The 24,572-nt window shown below is 42.5% G+C and carries 22 protein-coding genes; 11 read left to right on the forward strand and 11 right to left on the reverse strand.

Translation table 11 applies throughout. The features are described 5' to 3' along the window. Positions 1 to 22: 22 nt before the first annotated feature. The 3 genes from M1F14_RS20800 to M1F14_RS20810 all read left to right on the forward strand — a co-directional run bounded on the left by M1F14_RS20800 (position 23) and on the right by M1F14_RS20810 (position 7,342). The gene (locus tag M1F14_RS20800) at positions 23 to 2,794 is read left to right on the forward strand and encodes a secretin and TonB N-terminal domain-containing protein (protein WP_181469077.1); all 2,772 of its coding nucleotides are present in this window, start codon (positions 23 to 25) and stop codon (positions 2,792 to 2,794) included. A gap of 71 nt (positions 2,795 to 2,865) precedes the next feature. Beyond that, positions 2,866 to 4,572, forward strand: coding sequence for an ABC transporter ATP-binding protein/permease (locus M1F14_RS20805; protein ID WP_042847016.1), 1,707 nt, complete (start codon positions 2,866 to 2,868; stop codon positions 4,570 to 4,572). Beyond that, a complete protein-coding gene (locus tag M1F14_RS20810) occupies positions 4,562 to 7,342 on the forward strand; it encodes a pitrilysin family protein (RefSeq protein WP_042847017.1) in 2,781 nt (926 codons plus the stop codon). Before M1F14_RS20805 ends, M1F14_RS20810 begins: the two co-directional genes overlap by 11 nt. A 71-nt stretch (positions 7,343 to 7,413) precedes the next feature. Here the strand turns inward: M1F14_RS20810 and M1F14_RS20815 are convergent, their stop codons facing one another. Continuing rightward, positions 7,414 to 8,430 (reverse strand): hypothetical protein, encoded by a 1,017-nt coding sequence (locus tag M1F14_RS20815; RefSeq protein WP_181469076.1) that lies wholly within the window; start codon positions 8,428 to 8,430, stop codon positions 7,414 to 7,416. 205 nt (positions 8,431 to 8,635) lie between these two features. Here M1F14_RS20815 and M1F14_RS20820 point away from each other — a divergent pair, with 205 nt between their 5' ends. Beyond that, positions 8,636 to 9,130 (forward strand): GNAT family N-acetyltransferase, encoded by a 495-nt coding sequence (locus tag M1F14_RS20820; protein ID WP_042849056.1) that lies wholly within the window; start codon positions 8,636 to 8,638, stop codon positions 9,128 to 9,130. A 58-nt stretch (positions 9,131 to 9,188) separates the two neighbouring features. On the opposite strand, the gene deoD is transcribed toward M1F14_RS20820, so the two are convergent. The 10 genes from deoD to M1F14_RS20870 form a co-directional block, all read right to left on the reverse strand. Continuing rightward, positions 9,189 to 9,905 (reverse strand): purine-nucleoside phosphorylase, encoded by a 717-nt coding sequence (gene deoD, locus M1F14_RS20825; RefSeq protein ID WP_004914779.1) that lies wholly within the window; start codon positions 9,903 to 9,905, stop codon positions 9,189 to 9,191. A gap of 243 nt (positions 9,906 to 10,148) precedes the next feature. Further along, positions 10,149 to 11,372, reverse strand: a complete 1,224-nt coding sequence (gene deoB / locus M1F14_RS20830; RefSeq protein ID WP_181469075.1) for a phosphopentomutase — start codon at positions 11,370 to 11,372, stop codon at positions 10,149 to 10,151. A 53-nt stretch (positions 11,373 to 11,425) separates the two neighbouring features. Next, positions 11,426 to 12,748, reverse strand: coding sequence for a thymidine phosphorylase (deoA, locus tag M1F14_RS20835; RefSeq protein WP_071547692.1), 1,323 nt, complete (start codon positions 12,746 to 12,748; stop codon positions 11,426 to 11,428). Positions 12,749 to 12,796: 48 nt separating this feature from the next. Continuing rightward, positions 12,797 to 13,576: a deoxyribose-phosphate aldolase gene (gene deoC / locus M1F14_RS20840; protein ID WP_048608471.1), complete on the reverse strand. Its 780-nt coding sequence runs from the start codon at positions 13,574 to 13,576 to the stop codon at positions 12,797 to 12,799. 488 nt (positions 13,577 to 14,064) lie between these two features. Beyond that, positions 14,065 to 15,348 carry a NupC/NupG family nucleoside CNT transporter gene (locus M1F14_RS20845; protein ID WP_173424848.1) on the reverse strand — a complete coding sequence of 428 codons (1,284 nt, stop codon included), beginning with the start codon at positions 15,346 to 15,348 and terminating at the stop codon, positions 14,065 to 14,067. 304 nt (positions 15,349 to 15,652) lie between these two features. After that, a complete protein-coding gene (locus M1F14_RS20850; protein WP_129466885.1) occupies positions 15,653 to 16,438 on the reverse strand; it encodes a TatD family hydrolase in 786 nt (261 codons plus the stop codon). Next, the gene (locus M1F14_RS20855; RefSeq protein ID WP_048608473.1) at positions 16,431 to 17,513 is read right to left on the reverse strand and encodes a patatin family protein; all 1,083 of its coding nucleotides are present in this window, start codon (positions 17,511 to 17,513) and stop codon (positions 16,431 to 16,433) included. The genes M1F14_RS20850 and M1F14_RS20855 overlap by 8 nt, the downstream gene beginning before the upstream one ends. 150 nt (positions 17,514 to 17,663) lie before the next feature. Further along, entirely contained in the window at positions 17,664 to 18,074 is a 411-nt protein-coding gene (locus M1F14_RS20860; protein WP_042849062.1) for a BON domain-containing protein, read from the reverse strand. Positions 18,075 to 18,269: 195 nt separating this feature from the next. Continuing rightward, positions 18,270 to 19,859 (reverse strand): peptide chain release factor 3, encoded by a 1,590-nt coding sequence (prfC, locus tag M1F14_RS20865; RefSeq protein WP_048608475.1) that lies wholly within the window; start codon positions 19,857 to 19,859, stop codon positions 18,270 to 18,272. Between the two features lie 256 nt (positions 19,860 to 20,115). After that, positions 20,116 to 20,763, reverse strand: coding sequence for a LexA family transcriptional regulator (locus tag M1F14_RS20870; RefSeq protein ID WP_000854920.1), 648 nt, complete (start codon positions 20,761 to 20,763; stop codon positions 20,116 to 20,118). 117 nt (positions 20,764 to 20,880) lie between these two features. On the opposite strand from M1F14_RS20870, the gene M1F14_RS20875 reads away from it, so the two are divergent. From M1F14_RS20875 to eexS, 7 genes are read left to right on the forward strand one after another with little or no spacing between them, the layout of a single operon-like run. Then, a complete protein-coding gene (locus M1F14_RS20875) occupies positions 20,881 to 21,132 on the forward strand; it encodes a helix-turn-helix domain-containing protein (RefSeq protein ID WP_024015942.1) in 252 nt (83 codons plus the stop codon). Positions 21,133 to 21,187: 55 nt separating this feature from the next. Further along, positions 21,188 to 22,057: a hypothetical protein gene (locus M1F14_RS20880; RefSeq protein ID WP_024015941.1), complete on the forward strand. Its 870-nt coding sequence runs from the start codon at positions 21,188 to 21,190 to the stop codon at positions 22,055 to 22,057. Beyond that, positions 22,044 to 22,706, forward strand: coding sequence for a DUF6475 domain-containing protein (locus tag M1F14_RS20885; RefSeq protein ID WP_024015940.1), 663 nt, complete (start codon positions 22,044 to 22,046; stop codon positions 22,704 to 22,706). The genes M1F14_RS20880 and M1F14_RS20885 overlap by 14 nt, the downstream gene beginning before the upstream one ends. Further along, positions 22,693 to 23,241, forward strand: coding sequence for a lytic transglycosylase domain-containing protein (locus M1F14_RS20890; RefSeq protein WP_024015939.1), 549 nt, complete (start codon positions 22,693 to 22,695; stop codon positions 23,239 to 23,241). The genes M1F14_RS20885 and M1F14_RS20890 overlap by 14 nt, the downstream gene beginning before the upstream one ends. After that, entirely contained in the window at positions 23,238 to 23,537 is a 300-nt protein-coding gene (locus M1F14_RS20895) for a flagellar transcriptional regulator FlhD (protein WP_000210563.1), read from the forward strand. Before M1F14_RS20890 ends, M1F14_RS20895 begins: the two co-directional genes overlap by 4 nt. Beyond that, complete coding sequence (locus tag M1F14_RS20900; protein WP_000566755.1) at positions 23,534 to 24,067, forward strand: FlhC family transcriptional regulator; 534 nt, start codon at positions 23,534 to 23,536, stop codon at positions 24,065 to 24,067. The genes M1F14_RS20895 and M1F14_RS20900 overlap by 4 nt, the downstream gene beginning before the upstream one ends. A gap of 57 nt (positions 24,068 to 24,124) precedes the next feature. After that, the gene (gene eexS / locus M1F14_RS20905; protein WP_024015938.1) at positions 24,125 to 24,556 is read left to right on the forward strand and encodes an entry exclusion protein EexS; all 432 of its coding nucleotides are present in this window, start codon (positions 24,125 to 24,127) and stop codon (positions 24,554 to 24,556) included. Positions 24,557 to 24,572: the final 16 nt, after the last annotated feature.

Consider the following 24,572-nt stretch of genomic DNA (forward strand, 5'->3'; position numbering starts at 1 on the left):
AGCTTAAGAATAAGGGATATCTATGTCAATTCAGTTTACTCAAAGCCGGTTAAGGCCGCTCGCTCTTGCTGTCGCAGTGAGTAGTGCCATTGTTTGTCAATCAGCTTCTGCGCAAGAACTTACCTTCTCTTTGCCAGAGCAACCCCTTGCTAAGTCTGTTGCTGAAATTAGCCGCCAAGGGCAAATCCAGTTGCTATATGATAAGAGCCAACTTAATGGCCTACGAGCACCTGCATTATCGGGCAACTACTCCGCACAAACCGCATTACAAAAAATACTTATCGGTAGCGGCTTAGAACTTGTCAATGAAAATGGTGTTTTTGTTATCCACCAGCAGAATTTAAACCAAGGCACATTGGTTTTACCGGAAACCCAAGTGTCTGGTGTGATACAAAACCACCCTGCGACCGATGTTATGTCAGCACCGCAATATGTGACTTCTGAAGAAATTAGCCAAAAAAATACGGGCGATGGCAATATCACCGATTTAATGAAGACTAATCCAGCAGTGCAATTTGCCAACAATGACAGTAATTCAATGAACCAAGGGGAAATCAAACCTTCCCGTATCTCAATCCACGGCTCAAGCAGCTACCAAAACGCCTATCGCCTTGATGGAGTAAGCTTTAACAACGATTTTGACCCCGCGGACAATGGTCTTGGTGAAACCTCAACCCGTTTGAGCAGTAGCGACCAAGGGATCTACATCGATAGCCGTCTTATCGACAGTATGACGGTGTATGACAATAACATTCCTGTCGAATTTGGTGGATTTACGGGGGGAACGGTAGAAGTAAATAGCCGCCGCTGGCAAGGGGAAAATAGCGCTCACGCGTATTATCGCTTAACCCGCTCCGGTTGGAACAACCTTTTCCACGATTCCACTCAAGGTATTGATACATCAAAAAATGACACATCCAATCCTGCTCGTTTCCAAAATCGCTATGATAAAAGTGACTTTGGTGGCTGGTTTGAAGCGGGTGTAACCGATAATTCAGGTATCGTATTTTCTGCCTCTCGCCGTAGTTCTACTATTCCAATGACTGTCGTTGGTGGTGAAGCTTATGTGCTTGAAAATAACCAAATCGTACCTTTTGACGGTTTTTACGGTAAAAAAAACCAGCGCCGTATCTCTGATAACTACTTTTTAAAATATTCGATAGATTTATCAGAGAAGAGTTCATTAGATTTGTCTGCCAATTATGCTAATTACGATAGCCGCCTCTTTTCATCAACGATTGCCAATTCAGGATATGACTCAACCCATGATGGGCTTGGCTTCACAGCTGTGTACAAACAAAAATTTGACCTCGGCCAGCTTGAAGTTACCGCAAGTACACAAGACCTGAAAGATGATCGTAAAAATGATCAAAAATACTCTCTAACAATACGTGCATTCGATGACAACTGGAACATGGTTGAACAAAACAGTGGCGGTTTAGGAGACTTGGAATCAAAACAAAAAACTCACGGCTTAAAAACCGTGATGCGCTTTGATCCTAAAGAAGATGCTTTAGGTTTAATTCATACTTCCACTTTAGGGGCTGAGGCGAATTATACCAAAGGGACTTATGTCCGAGATCGTGATTATTTCCGTTATACCTATACCGGAGAGATTGGGCTAGACAACATGTACTCAGGGTACCTTAGCAACATAACGCGTTTCCGCCAAGGCTCATATTCTGCAGATTATACCAACTATGCCATTTTTCTTGATGACAGTATTCAATATGGCAAATTAACGCTACGTCCTGGAGTTCGTCTCGATCGTGATGATTTTGTAAACCGTACCAATATTGCTCCTCGTTTAAGTGGGATTTACGATGTCTTTGGGGATGGCAAAACCCAAATTATTGCGGGAGCTAACCGTTATTATGGCCGCTCAATGCTGACTTATGCGCTATATGGTGCACAGAATGACGGTATGCAAAACTGTATGGCATATAGCGAATCAATGGCTTGTTCTCTAAATCCAAACAAAAATGATTGGGATAACCAAAAAGATTATGAGGGGCTGGAATCATTAAAAACACCGTATAACGATGAACTTACTCTTGCATTACAACAAGATATTTTATCCACCACATGGCGTTTACAATATGTGCATCGTGAAGGTTATGATGAAGTCAGAAACCGTACCAAGTATGACAATCCCCGAGATCCAAATACACGCAGTATCCGTACTTTTGATAATGGCGGTCGCAGCTCACACGACACCGTAACCCTTTCCGTTAATAATAGCCAACCTTGGGAATGGGCTGATGCGTCTCATGTTATGACAGCGTCTTTCACATGGCAGCAAACAGAAAGTAATACGCCAAAAGATGCGGGTTACAGCTCATATGACCCTAGCAATCGCGTTAACCTCGATAAAGTCTCTTACAACGGCAAAATTATCGATGCATCAAAATTACCGTCTACCAGTTTTAACTCACCAATTAAACTTAATCTAGAGATGACCAGTGTTTGGGATGACTACGACGTCACTTGGTACAACCGGCTGCAATGGTGGGGAGCTCGCTCTCAAGCCGTTCGCTATGACAATGCGTACGATTTTGACCCTGAATATGGTCAAGTTCGTAAATACACCAAACAACACTTCGCAAGTAAATACACATGGGATACTCGTCTAGGCTGGAAACCTGACTTCGCTTACGGTTTTGGCGTTTCAGTTGAAGTCAACAACGTATTGAATAATAGAAATATATCAGATCGCTTTACATACGATAACCGTGTTATTAAAGCCTATGATCCGGGTCGTCAATTCTGGTTACAAGTGAATTATGATTTTTAAGTCATAGCTGCAATGTGAGCAATTAACACAATATTAATCATTAAATTAAAACAACAAATGAATAAAACGTCATGAAGACACTGAAACAATTTTTCTATTTAGTTAAACCTTTTTGGGGGCAGCGTGCTGCCCTTTTGTGCTGGATACTCCTGTTTGCCTCACTTGGGCTCACACTGTCCTCAGTTTGGTTCAACGTCAAAATGAATATGTGGAATGGGGACTTTTATAACGCCCTACAAAAACTCGACGGCCAAGCGCTGTATGGTTTATTGCAATACTTCGTGATCTTAGTCAGTGGACTAATTTTTGTCGTCGTGATGGGTAACTACCTAAAGCAAATGTTAATTATCCGTTGGCGCAAAGGCATGACCGAGCAAGTACTTAGCCGTTGGTTGTCACCGAACAGTAAACACTACCTACTAAGACTAACATCCCAAGAGCCCGATAACCCAGACCAACGTATCGCCGAAGATATTCGTTTACTGATTGAATCAACATTAAATTTAGTGGTGACATTCCTCCACTCAATGTTAACGCTGATTTCATTTGCTGCGATTCTTTGGACATTGTCTGGCAGCCTATCGTTTAATTTTGCCGATAGCGACTGGACCCTACCCGGCTATATGTTCTGGGCATGTATTATTTATACCCTAATTGGTATCGCGCTTACTCAATGGATTGGTTTTCCACTACGCCGTTTACATATGGATAAACAACGCCGTGAAGCTGATTACCGTAGTGCATTAATTAATTGTCGCCAACATGGCGATGCCATCGCAGGGCAACGTGGTGAGACCCAAGATAGAAAAGAACTGATGGGGCGCTTTGGTGAAATTATTAGTAACTGGAACCGCCTGATCCGCTGCGAACGAAACTTATCTTTCTACACTGTTGGTTATCAACAAGTCACCGCTTTAGCACCTGTATTACTCGCTCTTCCTAAATTCCTTGCGGGTGAAATTATGTTGGGTGGCTTAATGCAGCTACGCCAAGCGTTTACCAGTGTTGCCACTTCACTCGGTTGGTTTATTTTTGCCTATAAAGAAATCGCAGCATGGCAGGCAACGGTCTCCCGTTTATATAATTTTGTTGTTTTATTGGAAAACGATAACAAGGCTATAGTGACTCTCGACGAAAAATCGCCACCACTGCAGGCTAAATTATCAGTTTCTACCGCAGACAACCGCTGCTTAATTAATTCTGTGAATATAACCGCCAAGCAAGGCGAATTAACCTTGATTAGTGGCCGTTCCGGTATTGGTAAATCGACTTTATTACGTACACTTAGCGGACATTGGCCATTTTTTAACGGTACCATTACCCGAACAGAGCAAGTTATGTGGGTTCCACAGCGCCTTTATCTGCCCATAAGTCGTTTGGATAACCTACTGGCTTACCCTAAAACGACATCTCAATTCAGTCAGCAAGATTTTCAATATGCGTTAACTTTAGTTGGCTTAGAAAAACTGCATCATCAACTAGCACTCGAAACCGATTGGAATAACCGTTTATCTGGTGGGGAACAACAGCGGATTATGTTTGCGCGTTTATTGCTCAACCGACCAAAACTACTTTTATTAGATGAAACAACCTCGGCCCTTGATGAGAACAGTGCTTTAGAGCTAATCGCCCTATTAAAAGCAGAGTTGCATGACAGTGCCATTGTCTTAGTAAGCCATCAAAGCTTTGTTGCTCAGTTTGCAGAACAACAACTGCATCTCACCGAACCTGTGAGTAAAGACCTTTTGAATACAGGAACACCTGAATATGCTTCATAAAATAGCCCTCACCATAATAGCCAGCCTAACGGTTATCGGTTGTGTATCCACCAACCCAACCTCAAACAACCGCTTACCAGTGCGCAATGACCTTCAGCACTATCAGCTTGAGAATGGACTGCAAGTTTACCTTCTACAACGTAATCAACCGGGCGTTGAGCTGCGTTTATTAGTCGGCAGTGGCTCATTACAAGAAAATGAACAGCAGCTTGGCCTTGCGCACTTTACTGAACATATGGCCTTTAAAGGCACCAAACACTTCCCGGGCACGACCGGTTTCAAGCAGCTTGAGCACCAAGGGTTAAAACTTGGTAGTCATGTTAATGCGATCACCAGTTTAAATTCCACGCTATATAAATTATCACTACCAGAAGCCTCGACAGCACAAGTTGCCATTGGCTTACAAGTAATGGCAGATTGGGCGTCAAATATGACATTTGACCAAGATGCTTTTGAAAAAGAACGTCCAGTGATTATCGAAGAATGGCGTTTACGCCAAGGAATGGGCTATCGCATCAACGATAGTTTAGAAAAATTACGTTACCACGGTAGCCGTTACGCTGAACGCAACCCCATAGGTTCATTAGATATCGTACGCAATGCCCCGATTGAGCAAGCGAAAAACTATTATCAAACATGGTATCAACCTCAACGAATGTCGCTATTAATTATTGGTGATTTTAATAGTTCATCAATACGCAATCAGGTTGATAATTTATTTGCACTCCCTAAACCCGAAAAAGTGGCAGAAGATAACCCACAATGGAAACAATTCGCCCATTCAACCAATATGTTAGTGCAAGGGGTGTTTGATAAAGAGCAAGGGGCGCGTTATGTGCAATTTGCGTTACAAAAGGATGTCAGCGCGCCGCTAAATACGCGCTTAGGACAATCCGAAGATTTACTAGATAACCTCTGGTTAGCCATTTTAAATCAACGCTTTTCCGTCATAGTCGATAATGGCATCTTGCCCTCCATTAGTATCAATGAGCAAGGGTCGATGCTAGATAACCGACGCCTTCAACAGTTGATGATTATTCATCCAAAGGGTAACGATTACATCGGGGCAACCCAACTGTTATTCACTGAATTGCAGCGCTTAGCCACAGAGCCTGTAACTCCTGAAGAACTGGAAACGGCCAAACAAGCCATGCTGAAAAAATTCAGCCTGCAAGCGGCTTCAGAGCAACGTTATAGCAATGAATATATAGCAGGGCAACTGACAACGGCACTTGAATACGACATGCCAATGTGGAATAAACGCCAGCAGTTAGATAACAGCTACCAGTTGATAAAATCTGTCAAACCGCAGGACTTACAACAACATGTCGCTAAGTTCCTACAAACTGCCTCCCCGCGTTTAGCATTAATTGGCCCCGATACTGATGCCACGACAATGGACAAATCGGCATTTAATCAGCAATGGCTTAAAATACGCCAAAGCACACCAGGACCATTTACGTTGCGCTCCAAAGCGATTCAATTACAGCTACCTCAAGTTCCCAAAGGTGATATTGTTGAGCAATCTAAGCTGCCCGTTGAAAAAACAGAACATTGGACATTAAGCAATGGCATTCAGGTAATTGTTAAGGCAGATAAAAACCTGAAAGATGATATTCAGTTTAATTTGCAGCTTCCGGGAGGGCGTTCTTTAGAAACGGCTCAAACTTCGGGGTTAACTGATTGGGCGTTGAAGCTGCCAGAAAGCAGTGGCTACGGTAACTACAGTGCTCGTGATTTGGCTTTATTTGCTAAACAAAACCAAATTTCTCTGCGCCCTTATAGTGAATTACTGACTCACGGTTTTCGTGGTAAAGCGCCAGCTGATAACTTAGAAACCGCATTGCAATTGTTGCATTTAAAATTAACCGCACCGCAATTTAGCGGTGAGAAATTAGAACAACAAAAACAATCCTTAATATTGAACCTATCCAAAACCCCCGTAGAACGTACTTTCCTCGATAATATTAATCAAGAAAGCTATCACCACGGCGAACTATTAGTCATCAAACCACAAGGAAGCTGGCAACAATTTACGGCGCAACAGTTGCAAAAAACCAACCGCCAACTAGTGACCTCTACAGCAGATATGACGTTGGTTATCTCAGGGGCCATAAACAGTCGTGACCTCAAACCAATATTAGAAAAGTGGTTGGCATCTCTCCCTGCGAGCGACCAAAAACTAAAATCTCGTGACCAAGGCATCATGCCAAAAATGGCCAGTTTTAATAAAACTTATCCCATCAGTAGTAGTGATAAAAGCATGGTCAGCATTCAATTCGCCTCACCTGCGATGTGGTCACAGCAAGACCAACTTGCAATACAACTGATTGATACGATTGTTAGTCAGCGTTTACGTGGTGAGTTAAGAGAAAAAGCCAGTGGTATCTATGCGCTCGGTTTTTCACAAATGTTAGCGAAAAAACCACAGCCTTATTACCTTGCTCGCTTGAATTTCACCACCTCTCCAGAACGTGCTGAGGAAATGACGCAAATTGCCCAAAAAACGATTGGGCAAATTCGTCAAACCGGTGTGAGTGAAAAAGAATTAACCGAAGCGAAAAATATTTGGCTGACAGAAAATGCACAAGTCACTGATAGTTCAAGTTATTGGACCGAAGCTCTGGCACAGATTGCCGCTGATGATGGGCAATACCAGCGTTTAAACCAACAGCAAAGTATTATTCATCAACTCACGGTTAAGGATATTAATCGTTTATCTCGTCAATATTTAGGGCAGAATTCAAAAGTGTTTATGATGACGCCTTAATTTAGTCATTAAGGTTAGAAAGCCAACAATATATTGTTGGCTTTTTTATTCCGCACTATCATTATTGCTATTCAAAAACAAAAGATTTTTTTTACCTCTAAATAAGCTTTTTTTATTTTTTTTATGAAAAAAAACAATTTACATTCAATAGTATTTAATAATCGCTCCCGTAAGCTTTTAGGTTTCATCTTGATATCATCGAATATACGGACAGGCTTGACTATTGCAGTCTCTATTTTTATATAATCACCAAGATTACTCTCAATTCTATTCAGCGTTGCCTGCGGTAAGATCTCAAATGCATATTCGTATAACTCATTTAGTTTCTTAATAAATACTTCTGGTTTCTCTTCTCTCTTCAAACTCAAAACATTCTCTCTAAAGTGAATAAATAGCTTATCGGGAACATCTTTTATTCTACTCATTTTAGAAATTATTTCAGTTAATTTATTATATAACTGATTAGCAACATCAATCGGTTCTGGTATTTTTATAGTTTCTTTTGGTAGCGGAGGAAGAGGTTTTAAATCAGTACATTGTGTATTTTTAGCTATCTCCATTGGTTCTTTTAAATAGCTAACAATGAATTCATTTGTAACATATTCTTTATCTATAAAAAGCTCATAAAAGTCATAAATTTTAATAACAACGTCATCCGAAGATTTCGTTTTTTTCATTTCTCTAATTGTTTCTTTAATGAGATCAATGCTTTTATTGTCTACTTTATTATTTTTCAATAAGCTATAGAAATTTTCTTCTATTTCATTTGGAATGGTAATCGCTTCCATCAATGGCGGCCATTTCGTCCTCTTAATGACTCTTATTCTATATTCATTTCTTTCAAGTCCAACTTGAGTTAGATTATTACCTTTCAATACACCGTGAAGAGGTGGCTCTGCATATTTAATATCATCAATATTATTTTTATTCTTTTCTCTTAGATTTATGGGCGATAATGTTGGAGTCTGTTTAATATTTTTAATTTGTTTAGTAACATATTTTTTAATTTTTTTCGGAGCACTCTTTATGTGAACTTTTTTCATTGTTAAACTAGTGAAAAAATTTTTTTTACTCATTGATTCAAGCATGATAATTCCTCTGAATAAATTACTGAACGCTATATAGCCAAAATCGTATATCTATTTATTATGTTGTGATATCAGATAGCGATTTTGTTTATTTTTAGTCACTCAATTTGTAATGCCTTTCATGACGTTGATGACTATCGATTGACAGATTATCGTTTTAATGTGATTAATATTCTTATAATAAATAACGATAAAGAGATTCTATATGAATAATGTAACCATCCGCAGAGCAACACTGGACGATGTCCCTGCAATCACCCAAATGCACGCTGACTATTCGGCATATGCCAACACATTGCAGCTTCCTTATCCAAGCGAAAAAATATGGGAAGCCCGGCTAGGCACGAGTGATCCGTTGGTAACACAATTTGTTGCCACTATTGATAAGGAAGTTGTAGGTTTGCTAGTCATTAGTCAGCCTAACCAAGTGCGCCGTCGCCATGTCGCCACTTTCGGTATTACCGTCAGTGAAGCTCACCAAGGCAAAGGTATTGGCTCACAACTGATGCAAGTGATGGTGGATTATTGCGATAACTGGTTGAATGTGCGCCGTATTGAGTTAGAAGTATTTGCGGCAAATGGCAGTGGTGTTGGGCTATATGAAAAGTTTGGCTTTGAACTCGAAGGCCGCATGAGAGACTATGCGTTTCGTGATGGGCAATATGTCGATGCCGTGATGATGAGTAGAATCAAAAAATAGCGATAAAAAATGCCACACAATAGGTGGCATTTTAGTGCATCATGAAAACATCTAACGACTATTTGTCGCCTAATAGCACTGAATCTAATGCAATTTCAATCATCTCATTGAACGTAGTTTGACGCTCTTCTGACGTGGTTTGTTCACCCGTTTTGATGTGGTCAGAAACGGTACAAATCGTTAATGCGCGCGCACCAAACTCAGCCGCCACACCATAGATACCCGCAGCTTCCATTTCAACCCCCAGAATGCCGTACTTTTCCATCACTTTAAACATATCAGGGTCTGGTGAATAGAACAGATCCGCAGAGAACAAATTACCAACGCGCACATTCACGTTTCTTGCTTTTGCTGCTTCAACCGCATTGTGGACTAAGTCATAGTCTGCAATCGCTGCAAAGTCATTTTCTTTAAAACGTTGGCGGTTAACACGCGAATCCGTACAAGCGCCCATACCTATTACAACATCACGCAGTTTTACATCATCCATCACTGCGCCACATGAGCCCACACGAATAATCACTTTTACACCGAAATCGGTGATCAGCTCTTTTGCATAGATAGAGCATGAAGGGATCCCCATGCCGTGACCCATAACAGAGATTTTGCGACCTTTATAAGTCCCTGTAAAACCTAACATGCCACGCACATTATTGACTTGGCGAACATCCTGAAGGAAAGTTTCAGCGATGTATTTTGCACGTAATGGGTCGCCTGGCATCAAAACGACATCAGCGAAATCACCCATTTCTGCATTAATATGTGGAGTTGCCATGATTATTTCCCTTTAAACGATTAAATATTGTTAAATTAATAAGGTGGTCTCCCACCTTATTATTAAAAAAGATGACAGCAAAGCCTTGCCCATTACCTTTAATTCCCCGCCATTACCCTAAATAATTTGAGTTGTAGCAAGGCGGCAAGCTAAACCATCCCTATGAGCATACACAAGTATGTGATTAGGGTGGTTTTGTGCAGCCAACACCGCTACAGCTCAAAGTATGACGGGTAATGGGTATTAGAGCATTGGCTTACCATACTCCATCGGAGACAAATCAAAGTATTTTGCAACTGTTTGCCCTATGTCCGCGAACGTTTCACGGTGGCCTAATGAGCCTGGTTTAACTTTCGGGCCATAAATCAGCACTGGGATATGCTCACGTGTATGGTCAGTACCTGGCCAGGTTGGGTCACAACCATGGTCTGCGGTTAAAATCAGAATGTCGTCTTCTTTAACCAGTTTCATTAACTCAGGTAAACGACGGTCAAATAGTTCTAATGCAGCGGCGTAACCTGCTACATCACGGCGATGGCCATATGCGGAGTCAAAATCAACAAAGTTGGTGAATACAATAGTGTTATCACCCGCCAGCTTCATTTCTTCAACGGTCGCATCGAACAGTGCATCAATACCTGTTGCTTTGATTTTCTTAGTGATACCAACGTGCGCATAAATATCGGCAATTTTACCAATAGAAACGACTTCACCTTGTTTTTCATCAACTAATTTTTTTAATACTGTTGGAGCTGGTGGCTCAACTGCTAGGTCATGGCGGTTACCAGTACGTGTGAAGTTACCTGCTTTATCGCCAACGAATGGGCGAGCGATAACACGACCTATATTGTAACCACCTTTAGTTAGCTCTTCGCGAGCAATTTCGCACAGCTCATACAGTTTGTCTAAGCCATAGGTTTCTTCGTGACAAGCAATTTGGAATACAGAGTCTGCTGAAGTATAGAAAATCGGTTTCCCCGTTTTCATATGTTCTTCACCCAGTTGGTCGAGGATGACCGTACCTGATGAGTGGCAGTTACCCAAATAACCCGGTAAGTTGGCTTTTTTAACTAAGGTATCCAGCAATTCTTGTGGAAAACTATTTTCTTCATCAGAGAAATATCCCCAATCGAAAAGCACAGGCACACCTGCTATTTCCCAGTGACCTGATGGCGTATCTTTACCTGAAGAAATTTCGCTTGCATAACCGTATGCACCAATAATTTCTGCATTAGGATCTAACCCCGCAGGGAATGAACCTCTTGATTCTTCTCCTGCTTTACCTAAACCTAATTTAGTTAAGTTAGGTAAATGAAGAGGGCCTTTACGACCAATATCTGCTTCACCACGAGCACATGCGTCTGCAATGTGGCCCAATGTGTTTGAACCTTCATCACCGAATTTATGCGCATCATGCGCTGCACCAATCCCAAAGGAATCTAAAACCATAATAAATGTGCGTTTCATATTTTTTCTCCCGCGGTACATTCAAGTCAACATACCACTAAAATCTCTGTTTATTACTCGCTGATTTGGCGATATACCATCGGTGTTTCTTGTGGAGCTTTATCTCCAATCACCATTGCATCCCGCACTTCTTTCGCAGCGTCTTCCCATGCTTTTTCACTGTTCGCATGGATAATAGCTAATGGCGTTTGTGTATCTACTTTAGAGCCTAACGCCGCGATATCACTCAAACCAACACTGTAGTCAATTGGGTCTGACGCTTTACGGCGTCCCCCACCTAACGTCACGACTGACATACCTAATGCACGGGTATCCATATGTGTGACAATACCGTCTTTTGGTGCATAGACCGCTTTGCTTAATACTGCGGTTGGTAGGTATTTATTGTAATTTTCAACAAAATCAACTGGCCCTTTTTGAGCCGCAACCATGCGCCCAAAGACTTCAGCAGCTTTGCCGTTATCCAATACCGCTTGTAACTTCTGGCGTGCTTCATCACGATTAGCCGCTAATGATCCAGACACTAACATTTCAACACACAGTGCCATAGTCACTTCATACAAACGTGGGTTACGGTATTCACCTGTTAAAAATTGTACGGCTTCACGCACTTCAACCGCATTACCTGCACTTGATGCCAATACTTCATTCATATCAGTCAATAACGCGGTTGTTTTGCAACCAGCGCCATTTGCGACCTTAACGATCGATTCTGCAAGTTGCTCGGATTTTTCATAAGTCGGCATAAATGCTCCGGAACCAACTTTGACGTCCATAACAAGAGCATCAAGGCCTTCCGCCAGCTTTTTACCTAAAATTGATGCGGTGATCAGCGGAATTGAATCAACTGTTGCCGTAATATCACGGGTGGCATAGAAGCGTTTATCTGCAGGTGCTAATGAGTTTGTTTGGCCAATAATGGCAACACCTACGTCTTTGATAATGTCTCGAAAACGGGAATCATCAGGGAAAATATCGAAATTTGGAATTGCTTCGAGTTTATCTAATGTACCACCAGTATGACCTAAACCACGGCCTGAAATCATCGGAACATAACCACCACACGCTGCAACCATAGGGCCAAGCATCAGTGAAGTCACGTCGCCTACCCCACCAGTCGAATGTTTATCGACTAATGGGCCATTCAGGTTAAGTGATTTCCAATTAAGAACTGTCCCTGAGTCACGCATTGCCAATGTCAGAGCAACGCGTTCAGGCATCGTCATATCATTAAAATAGATAGTCATTGCTAATGCAGCAATTTGACCTTCTGATACTGAATTATCACGAACACCATTGATAAAGAAACGAATTTCTTCTTCACTTAGTGGTTTACCATCGCGTTTTTTACGAATAATTTCTTGTGCCAGAAACACGATATACTCCTTTAAAGTCGAATTTATCGGTTAACAATATTGCGAAAATTAATAATTGCTGCTTGATTTTTTAACGTCAAAACCTAGCGTATTTAATAAATTTGCTAATAAGCTTGATGCACCAAAACGGAAATGGCGGCTATCAGCCCAATCGTCACCTAAAATTCTTCCTGCTAATGCTAAGTAATCTGCTGCTTCTTCTGCAGTACGAACGCCACCAGCCGGTTTAAAACCAACCGTTTTGGCTACGCCCATATCGTGGATCACTTGCATCATGATTTCTGCACTTTCTAATGTCGCATTAACAGGCACTTTACCTGTTGATGTTTTAATAAAATCAGCGCCAGCTTTAATTGAAATTTCAGAAGCTTTGCGGATCAATGCTGCCTCTTTTAATTCACCGGTTTCAATAATCACTTTCAACAACACATTTGCCGCAGCACAAGCCTCTTTACAGGCTTTCACTAAATCAAAACCAATTTTTTCATTCCCCGCGATCAGCGCTCGATATGGGAAAACCACGTCAACTTCATCTGCACCATAAGCAATCGCCGCTTTAGTTTCAGCTAATGCGATTTCGATGTCATCATTACCATGAGGGAAGTTCGTTACTGTCGCGATACGGACGTCTGGAGTACCTTGTTCACGTAATGTTTTACGTGCAATAGGGATAAAGCGAGGATAAATACAGATTGCAGCTGTATTACCTGCTGGGCTTTTCGCCTGATGGCATAATGCGATCACTTTTGCATCAGTATCGTCATCATTTAAAGTGGTTAAATCCATCAGGGTCAGCGCGCGTTGTGCGGCTGCTTTTAAATCAGTCATATAACTCTCCAACGTTGTTAATTCTTCAGAACGACACGTTCTTTGTTGGCGAGCGGGCTTGGTTCCTTAAAGATGCTAGTCGGATACTTTCCGAACTGAGCAGCTGAGATCCTTCTCACCGCATCATGCCCTAGAGTAACTTTACTCTGAGAACTAGCAGTTCCATAGCAGCTTACTAATGATAGTAGACCATGGAATAGCGTTATTTTATGTGCTACAAATCACATTAATCGACTGAATGTTACATTATTAAAATAATAAATGTGATACAGATTGCAATTATACCTAATCTGACGGCCATTTTATTCTCTCAAATGGCTTTTCGATACATGCTTTATCATTAATTTACTACGTTAAGAGTAGTTGAAAATTTTCGATTGATATAAAAATTCACAAAAGAATATAACGCATCAAATTAAAAACGGAAGGACAAGAGCCCTTCCGTTATATTTGTTTAAGAGAGCCAGCTTTTGCCCCTCGAAACAACATCAAGCAACTGCCGCTGCACCTAAAGTCAGGAAGAAGCCTGCAATTGTTGCACTCATTAAGTTAGACAGTGTACCTGCCATAACCGCTTTCATGCCTAAGCGTGCGACATCACCGCGGCGACTTGGCGCCATTCCGCCCAACCCACCTAATAAGATAGCGACAGATGATAAGTTAGCAAACCCACACAGCGCAAAAGAAATAATCGCTTTTGTATGGTCAGATAACACTTGTTTACCCGCGGCTAAAACCTCAGCATCTGCCTTCATGTACTCACCAAAGTTCATGAATGCAACAAACTCATTCACAACAATTTTTTGGCCAATGAAAGACCCTGCGACTGTCGCTTCGCTCCATGGCACCCCAATGAGAAATGCAATCGGTGCGAACAACCAACCGAGTAATAGCTCCAGTGATAATTGAGGATAATCAAACCAGCCACCAATTCCACCTAAAATACCATTAATTAACGCGATCAACGCGATAAAAGCCAATAACATTGCACCCACGTTCAGCGCAAGTTGCATCCCTGATGAAGCCCCTGAAGCGGCTGCATCAATAATGTTGGCAGGGCGCTCGTCTTCAGCAACTAAATCCGTCGCATCAACTCTGTCTTTAACATCTTCTGTTTCTGGTACCATCAGCTTGGCAAATAATAGCCCACCCGGCGCTGCCATAAAGGATGCAGCTATCAGGTATTCCATTGGGACGCCCATTTGAGCATAACCCGCCAATACTGACCCTGCAACAGATGCCAAACCACCACACATGATGGCGAATAGCTCAGATGTTGTCATTGTTGCGATATATGGACGTACCACCAGTGGCGCTTCTGTTTGACCAACAAAGATATTCGCTGTGGCTGATAACGATTCTGTTCTGGAGGTTCCTAAGACTTTTTGCAGACCACCGCCTAATACCTTTATCACTAACTGCATGATGCCTAAGTAATATAGAACCGCAATCAGTGATGAGAAAAAGACGATGATAGGCAGCACGCGAAAAGCAAAAATAAAGCCGCCGCCACCAAATAATTCAAACATTTTATCGGAAACAAGGCCCCCAAAGATGAAACTCATCCCATCTTGACCATAACCAATAACTTTAGAAACAGCGTCAGACATTCCTTGGAGCACACTACGCCCCGCGGGAACATAAAGGACAAATGCGCCAATAACAAGTTGGATTAAAAATGCACCACCGACTGTGCGGAGTCGAATAGCCCGGCGATTGCTAGAAAATAGGACGGCTATCGCGATAAGCACCGCCATTCCTATAATACTCATAATGAGCTGCATGGAAGGATCCCTGTTCACTTGATTTTAAATTGATATATAAGGAAACGTGTACGTCACCTTGTCTCTTAGTTTGATGATTATACCTAGTCATCATGAATAACCCGCAATACTCATCACAAATACGTGGTGCAATAAACAATAAAAATTCAAATAATGTGACAAAAATCACAAACAAGACTCGGTTTAGTCTGGAAAGGCACTAAACATCTCATCAACCAAAGCAAAATATGAATGGAGCAAAATAGATAGGTAGCAAGCTTACATAAATATTATTTATCGTTTATTTGCGGTTTTACTCCGTTAGATTAAATAACGACAAACTATTGTTGTAAAGTTGTTGGGCAATTTCTGCGGGGGATTCGTGGCGAAGTTCACATAATGCACGAAAAACCCATTGAATACGTTCTGGCCGATTTGGCTCGCCTTGAAAACCTGACACTGGCATGTCCGGTGCATCCGTTTCTAGCAGTAACGAGGAAAGGGGTAAATTAGATATCACATTACGTGTTTTATTGGCTCTTTCATAAGTAATCGTCCCACCAACACCAATATAATAGCCAAGTTTAACAAAAGCTTGCGCTTGAGATAAGCTCCCTGCAAAGCCATGAATAACACCACGAGCAGGGACATCCATACGGCGCAATATCGCCGCTAGCTGATCGTGGCTTTTTCGTGAATGCAAAATAACAGGTAAATCGAATTGTTTTGCCAGCCTTAATTGTGCAGAAAGTATTTTTTGTTGATGCTCGAACTGTGGATTTTGCATGTAAAGGTCTAACCCTATCTCCCCTATCGCCACACAGTTTTTATCTTTTTTATTAAGGTAATCGACTAAAATATCAATGTGTTGATCTTGATACTGGCTTAAGTACAACGGGTGAAAGCCCATCGCGGCATACAACGATGAGTGCTGCTGTGCTAGTTGCCACACGCGTGCAAAATTATCGACACTGACAGTTGGGATAATAATCTTACTCACCCCATTTTGCTTAGCAAGCGCTAAACTGTCAGTAAATGCATCACTGAAAGGTGGGAAATCAAAATGGCAATGGGTGTCAATAAACCGCAGATTATCCATCTAGCTTCTCACTAGCTTGCATCCCTTTTAGGGGCTGTGTAGCCATTGTAGGGACTAAATCTCGATGTTCTTCTGGCTCGATTTGTATATCAATCGGGTTTAATTCTATTTTTTGCTCTAAGGTACGGCTAAATCTACGCCTATTTTCAATAAACGCATCCCCAAGTGCCGCCATAAAATAGCGGCCGCATCGTCTACCCGTATGATAATCTTGGTTCAATGAAGAAACTTTACTTCCCAGCGCACTGCTCTTGAGTGGAACCGGTGGGTAAATTTCAAAGATCTGTACATCCTTAGGTGGATTTTCAATAAATTCCTGCGTCTTACGGTAGCTTTTAAGGTGAATTTTTAACATTGCAGCCATGCGCTGCAAGCCATTACTATCCCCCTCTAACCAGCGAGTCATTCTTTTCACCCATTCAGGCGTAAAATACATTTGTGATGGCACTGTACGGATCACAACAATCGTCTCAGCACCACGATGATAAGCCTCTTCAACTGGAACCGCCGCGCTGATCCCACCATCGAGGTACAAAGTCCCACCAAGCTCAACACCTGTTCGATAAAAACCAGGAATAGCGCTCGAAGCACGGATAATATCTAACCAAGAATCTGCTGTAGGTTGTAAGAACTCAGCCATAAAGTCATCGCTGCGGCTTGTCCCCATATAGAACTCGCGCCCTGATGCAAGTAATTCAAGCCCTGCTTGCATCCGCAATGGTAATTCTTTTGCCGTTGTTTCAACTAACCAGTCAAGGTCAATAAGATGCCCCCCACGAATAAACCGTAGTGGGTTAAAGAAAGCAGAATTGGTGGTATAGCGAGTAATCACTCGTCGTGCATAACCTGCTTGGCCGCAGATATAAGCAGAAAGATTTTGTGCCCCAGCAGAGGTACCAATCATTAAGTCAAAAGGATTAAAATCGGAAATTAAAAACTCGTCCAGTACGCCCGCAGTAAAAATCCCTCGTTGCCCACCACCTTCACATATCAGTGCGGTTTTCCCCGAGTTAATGTTGTCTAAAAATGCGAGGGGCTCAATAGTGCCCAATGTCACTGCGACGTGTTTCCCCATACTACCCCTTAATCCGTTATTTCTTGTATTTTTGACTAAAGGCTCTCAAGCCACCTAAAAATAGAATGAGCCTTCTAACGAAAGCCCATTCTAACGGATCTGTATAATAAATATTCAGCAATTTGCGCTATTGATACATTTATTTACCAATCAGTTGGCAAGCACCAGACCATTTTGGACTGATTTCACCCCATTAACTTGTGATGCCACCAGTACAATTTTGTCAATTTGATCCGTCGAGGTGACAAAACCTGATAAATAAACCACTCCATTAACGGTTTTCACTGATACATTGTTACTCGAAATACCTTTCGTACCGAGTAGTTTTCCTTTCACATCAGCGGTGATCGCAGAGTCATCAATATACTCACCCGTATTTTTTGCACCGCTCGAAATTGCATTTCCTGTATCTTTACCCGCCATTTCAACGGTTTTTGACGCGCTGTCCCACGTTTCTGAAGCTTGTTTTTTCAAAGCGCTATCTGATGATGAGCTACAAGCCGTGAGCGCCCAGCTCAACCCAATAACCCCCAAACAGCTTAATAGCGTTGCTTTTTTCATAAAAAACCTTCCTTTCACTGTGATGGACTAACTAATAATATAGCCTAAGTAAAAAAACGTTAAAAATAAAGAGAAAGAAGACAAAGACAGAATATTCTTGATGCAAATGCGATAAAAAACAGAAAAATAGGCTTTAAAAGAAGGTCGAAAGAAGATCCCCCGCTACAAAACTAGTAGCGGGAGAGAAAAAACGTATTAGTGTTCGCGTGTTTTACGGAACCTAACATCAGGGTAGCGTTCACTAGTGAGATTTAAGTTCACCATTGTTGGCGCAATATAAGATAGGTTATCACCGCCATCAAGTGCTAAATTTTGCTCATTTTTACGTTTAAATTCTTCGAATTTTTTCGCATCGTCACACTCAACCCAACGAGCTGTAGAAACGTTTACGGCTTCGTAAATAGCTTCTACGTTATACTCGCTTTTCAGGCGTGCCACTACCACATCAAACTGCAACACACCGACCGCGCCAACAATTAAGTCATTATTGGTTAACGGACGGAAAACTTGTACCGCACCTTCTTCCGAAAGTTGAACAAGGCCTTTTAACAGTTGCTTTTGTTTTAATGGGTCACGTAAACGAATACGGCGGAACAATTCAGGTGCAAAGTTAGGGATACCCGTAAACTTCAACTCTTCACCTTGTGTAAAGGTATCACCGATTTGGATAGTCCCATGATTATGTAAGCCGATAATATCCCCCGCATAAGCATTCTCAACTTGAGAGCGGTCACCAGCCATAAAGGTTAAGGCATCAGAAATTACCACATCCTTTTTAATACGCACTTGACGTAGTTTCATGCCTTTTTCATAAGTACCTGAAACAATACGCATAAATGCAACACGGTCACGGTGTTTCGGGTCCATATTAGCTTGGATTTTGAACACAAAGCCCGTAAATTTTTCTTCTGTTGCTTTCACTTCACGCAAATCTGTTTTACGCGCTTGTGGTTGTGGAGCCCATTCGACTAGCCCGTCTAACATATGGTCAACACCAAAGTTACCTAAAGCCGTACCAAAAAATACCGGGGTTAACTCACCTTGCAAAAATGCTTCATGGTCAAATTCATGGGATGCGCCTTGAACAAGCTCAAGTTCATCACGTAATTGGGCTGCCAGTTCGTCTCCCACAGCAGCATCCAATTCAGGGTTATTTAACCCTTTAATAATGCGAATTTCTTGAATTGTATGGCCTTGACCTGTTTGGTATAGGATGGTTTCATCACGCAGTAAGTGGTAAACACCTTTGAATAATTTACCGCAACCTATAGGCCATGTGATTGGGCAACAGGCAATTTTCAGCTCGTTTTCCACTTCATCCATTAATTCCATTGGGTCGCGAATATCACGGTCCAATTTATTCATGAATGTTAAGATTGGCGTATCACGTAAGCGAGTAACTTCCATCAGTTTACGTGTCCGGTCTTCAACCCCTTTACCTGAGTCAATAACCATCAAGCAGCAGTCAACCGCAGTCAACGTCCGGTAAGTGTCTTCCGAGAAATCTTCATGCCCTGGGGTATCAAGTAGGTTAACAAGGCAATCGTTATAAGGAAATTGCATGACAGAGGTAGTAATCGAAATACCACGCTGCTTTTCCATTTCCATCCAGTCGGATTTAGCGTGCTGGTTAGAACCCCGGCCTTTTACCGTACCAGCCCGTTGAATAGCATGCCCGAACAATAACACTTTTTCAGTGATTGTGGTTTTACCCGCATCGGGGTGAGAGATGATAGCAAAGGTCCTTCGCTTATTGATTTCATTAAGAAAATCTTGGTTTGCCATGTATAAATTCTTTTAGTTTGTACACGGATTTGTACACACTTTTGGAAGTACTCTCTTTTCAGTTCTTCGCTTGTCAAATCCGTCGTGTTAATCGTAATTGGCCGCTATTTTCGCTGATCTTGACTTTATAAACAATCAATGGTTATCTAATCGGTTACCATTTACTCTCAGCGTGCACCAATGCTCAGTTGTAGCTGTTTGCAATCGTTGCTTCTTCAGCTAATGAACAACTGTGGCTAAACCACAAATTCCTTCGCTACCAGAAATCGATGATAGCTTGTCGTACTACACCGATGATGGTGCAGTTGCCGTTGATCGGTATTGCAGGGTATTGCGGGTTCAAAGGTTTTAGATACTTCTGTTCACCATCAATAACCAACTGCTTAAAGGTTGCTTCTTTCGAATCATCCAAACGCGCAACAACCAATGAACCTGAAGAGTAAGGTAACTCAGGATCAACAACGATCACTGCCCCCTCAGGTATGGATTTTTTTCCGCTTGGATTTTCCATACTGTCGCCTTTTACGCGAAGTGCGAAACAACCCTCATGTGCTTTCCCAGTGACTTCACGCCACTCCTCAGCATCTTCATGGGCAAATCCCTCCGCTATTTCAGTCCAATCACCGGCCTGAACCCAGTTAATGAGAGGAATTCTTCCCTTAATATCAGGCCCGACTTCTACATTACCGACCCCCAAGCCAATCTCGCCATCACCTGTGGCGAGCCAATGAGCATTCACGCGAAGCGCCTCCGCGATCTGCATGGTGTAACGAGACCTAGCCGATTTACCAGAGCAAATCTGGCTGATCGACTGCTGTTTGATACCAATGCGACGAGCCAACTCAGACTGAGTTACCCCAGTAAGCTGCAAGGCATGGTTTAGTCGTTCGGATAAAGTTTTCATAAGCCCGCATTCTACAAATAAAACTGTAGTCTTTCAACAATTTTAACTGTTGACTTATCTACAGTTTAAACTGTAACATTCAATCTTGTAACAGTTATTATTGTAATAGGAGACGGTATGGAAGTGTTCAAAACGACACAAAAACATCTCCGCCGTGCCATTGACTTGGTCGGCGGGCAATCAGCATTAGCAAGAGCCATCAACTCAAAACAGCAAAACGTCTGGTTTTGGTTGAATAAATCAGGGCGTGTTCCCGCTGAATTCGTTTTACCCATCGAACAAGCTACGCAAGGACAGGTAACCCGATCTCAGTTAAGACCGGACATCTATCCCGAATGCCCAAGCGAGCTGAAAGCCAGTAACCAGTAGGATTAAGGGCAAGTAATGGTCAGCATTTTACGTAAACACAGAAGCGAGTACCTCCATGCGTGATTATGGCAAGGTCTATACCCGCTTTTGGCTAAAGCAAAACGTTTTGTCCTGGAGTGACTCTGCGAAGTTGCTAGGACTGTATTTGCTTACATGCCCACATTGTAATTTGCTTGGCTGCTTTCGACTGCCGATTGGTTACGTTGCTTCTGACTTGAACTGGGATGAGCAACAGGTTGCCAAGGCGTTAAGTGAGTTAGAACAAGATCAGTTCCTGATTCGTTGCGAGGGATCTGGTTGGACTTTGATTCGAAGCTTTCTGAAGCACAACCCAATCGAAAACCCAAACCAAGGTAAGGCAGCCTTTCGGTTGCTTAAAGATGTACCTGCCGACTTCGTTGGTATGGCATCGCTTTTGAAATCTCTTGCCGCTTTTCAAGCTCGGCTTCCAGAAGAATTTTCATCATTGTTTATGCCTGATGGCAACCCGGTAAGGGACTCTCAACGGTCGGATGACTCTGAGAGAAGCAATAAACCAACAGTTAAAACTGTTGACCAGATACAGTTTGAAGACTTCTGGGATGTACAAATACGCAAAGAAAAAAAAGCGAAAGCCAAAGAAGAATGGCTACGCATGGGCCTCAATGAAGACCATGAACTCGCCTTGGAAGTGCTAACACGCTGGAAAGAGCAACGAGACAACCGATTGCAGTATCAAGATCGGACTAAGACCCCTATGCCACATAACTGGCTTTTAAACCGGCAATGGGAAGACGAGTACGTTCGCATTGATGAAGTACAGCAATCATCGACGAGCCTAAAGGGCAGCAATCACCAATTGAATATTGAAGAAAGCAATCGCCGCATTGCTGAAAGCTGGGCCGGACCAGGTATTCGGGAGGTTCGTTCAAGTGCAGGAGGTTGATAAACGCGAGTTTGCTGAAATTTGGGGAGCAGCTTGGGCCATGTATGGCAAAAGCGTATCACCGCAATTGCTATCCATCGCATTTGAAGCCCTTCGTGCTTATAGCATTGAAGAAGTGCGAATCGGTCTGACTCGGCATATTCAATCACCGGATACTGGGCAATTTTTTCCAAAGCCCGCTGACGTCATCAAGCATATCGACGGCAACTCAGGTTCAAGAGCCATGGTTGCTTGGAACAAAGTTGACAAGGCTGTTCGTCAGGTTGGCGCTTGGACATCCGTGATGTTTGACGATGCGCTTATCCACCGCGTGATTTCAGACATGGGTGGATGGGTTGAACTCTGCAAGGTTGATGACAGGGAATACCCCTTTAAGCAAAAAGAGTTTTTAACACGCTACCAGGCTTACTTGCTGCGGGACGAAGTGGGTGAATACCCAAGGCTATTACAGGGTATTGCAGACCATCAGAACCAGCAAAAAGGATTTGATATGCAAGCGCCGGTTGCCGTAGGCGACTGGTCAAAAGCGGCACAAGTTTATACGAGAGGCATCGCCGACTTTAGCGCAGTGCCATTAAAAAGAATAAGCCCGAAAGCCATTCAGGCGCTTCTCGGAAATCAATTAGAGGACAAAAATGAAAACGATTAAAGCAAAAACCATTGCCCTAGTGATAGCCATGTCCGCAAGCACTTCAGTCTATGCGTTTCCGGGCTATCAGTGGGAAAAAGCAGCACATAGCGTTGGTATTGATCCAGTCATGCTCTACGCCGTTGCCTTGGCTGAGTCGGCCTCACATCGTGGTCTCAACATGACCAGTCCATGGCCATACGCAATTCGCAATGGTTCAAACGCAACCTACGCCAAATCTAAGACAGAAGCAGAGCAACTGTTAAACCAGGCACTGCAAGAGACTGAAAAATATCAGCTCGATATTGGCCTTATGCAAATCAATTTGCATTGGCATGGGCATCGGGTGAGCTCAGCAGCGGAACTGCTAGACCCCATCACCAACCTTACGGTCGGCTCAAGTATTTTGGCCGAAGCAATCAAGTCTTCACCAAATGATTTAGAGCTTGGCATAGGCCGCTATCACAGTTGGAACGAAGAGCGTGCACGCTGGTATGGGCAAAGAGTGCTTTCTATCTATCGCAATATTTTACATGAACTGGAGGTCCGTCAATGACAACCAATCAACAAGACTTCTATCAATTAAATTTGGCGTACCTACACGCAGCACGAGAATTGGCGCGAATTGATCCGCAAGAGGCCGTCTTGCGCTTTGGACTTACACGCGACGTGGTTGATGCTCTGATTAATGCTGGTGTTGACGACCTGCAACGAGTGGCGACCTCATCATTCATGCTGTTTCAACCAAGGGGTAACCAAAGCCAACTGATTGAGATGGTGAAGAGCAAAGGCACAGGTATCCCAAGAATCGCTTATTTATTATCAACCCTAAACAACAAGGGGGATGCATGATTGATAACCTGTCCAAAAGTGAGCTATTTACCCGAGCCTCGCTGCTTATTAAATACGGATTTCGAACAACCATTATCGCGCTCGATACAGGTTTGCCAATCCACATTATCAGAAGGCTCCACAAAGAAGTGACTGGCAAGTCACCTTGTCCTGGTCAATTGCCAGAATCTGATGCCATCGTCAAAAGCAGAAGAGCATTAGTTGAAGGCTCCCTGCTTATGGCGCTTTATGTCAATATTGGTGGTGATAATGTCTACAAGCAATTAAATATCGATGCTTTGATGAAGGCTTACGATGCGTATTTGGTTGCAAGAAAAGAAGCAGATCTTCCAGCTGAGATCCCCTGGAAAAAACTGACCATCAATGAAGGTTGGGTTCTAGCTCGTGATTTAAGATCACAGCTTGCATCCTTACACCGGTGTCGATGCGGCAGTCTGTATTTGACGGTATCACAACAGCGCATTCAGCTTAAATGTCCTGTGTGTGAGATTATGGCCGAGCAAACCACTAGAGCACTTTTTGAGAACTAACATGCAGATGCATGATTTGATTGTGCACCTCCCGTGCACTTTGAGAGTACTAAGAAGATGACAAACTTACTTAAATCTTTACCAGCACGCTGCTGGTTTATATCACTGGGGCTTTTTCTGGCGACTTTGGCTGCGGCTCATTTCTTTCCTTCAGAAATATTAACGGCATCTGCCAAGTTAGCGGCTTTGCCATTTCTGTTCTGCACCGTCGTTTTTTTCAGCTACTTGGGTTTCAAAGCGACCTGTAATCCCATCGGACTTATAGCCATAATCACTATGCTTGTAGCAATCGCATATTGGCAAGCGAGTTGGACAATTGTTGGTTTGGGACTCTCTTTCTTAGCTATTTGTACTGGAATTAGATTCTTGAGTAGCCAAGTTAAAGATTCGGGTAGAACTTTGAGCATTGAAGAAAAATGGTATTGGTATAAGCTCCATTCGTTTTTTGATGGCTTTTATCCAAGGTATCCCAAAAAGCCAAAAAAATAGCCAGCCAACCACAAGC

The organism is Providencia sp. PROV003, assembly GCF_045040775.1.
In the GTDB taxonomy this organism is placed as follows: domain Bacteria; phylum Pseudomonadota; class Gammaproteobacteria; order Enterobacterales; family Enterobacteriaceae; genus Providencia; species Providencia huashanensis.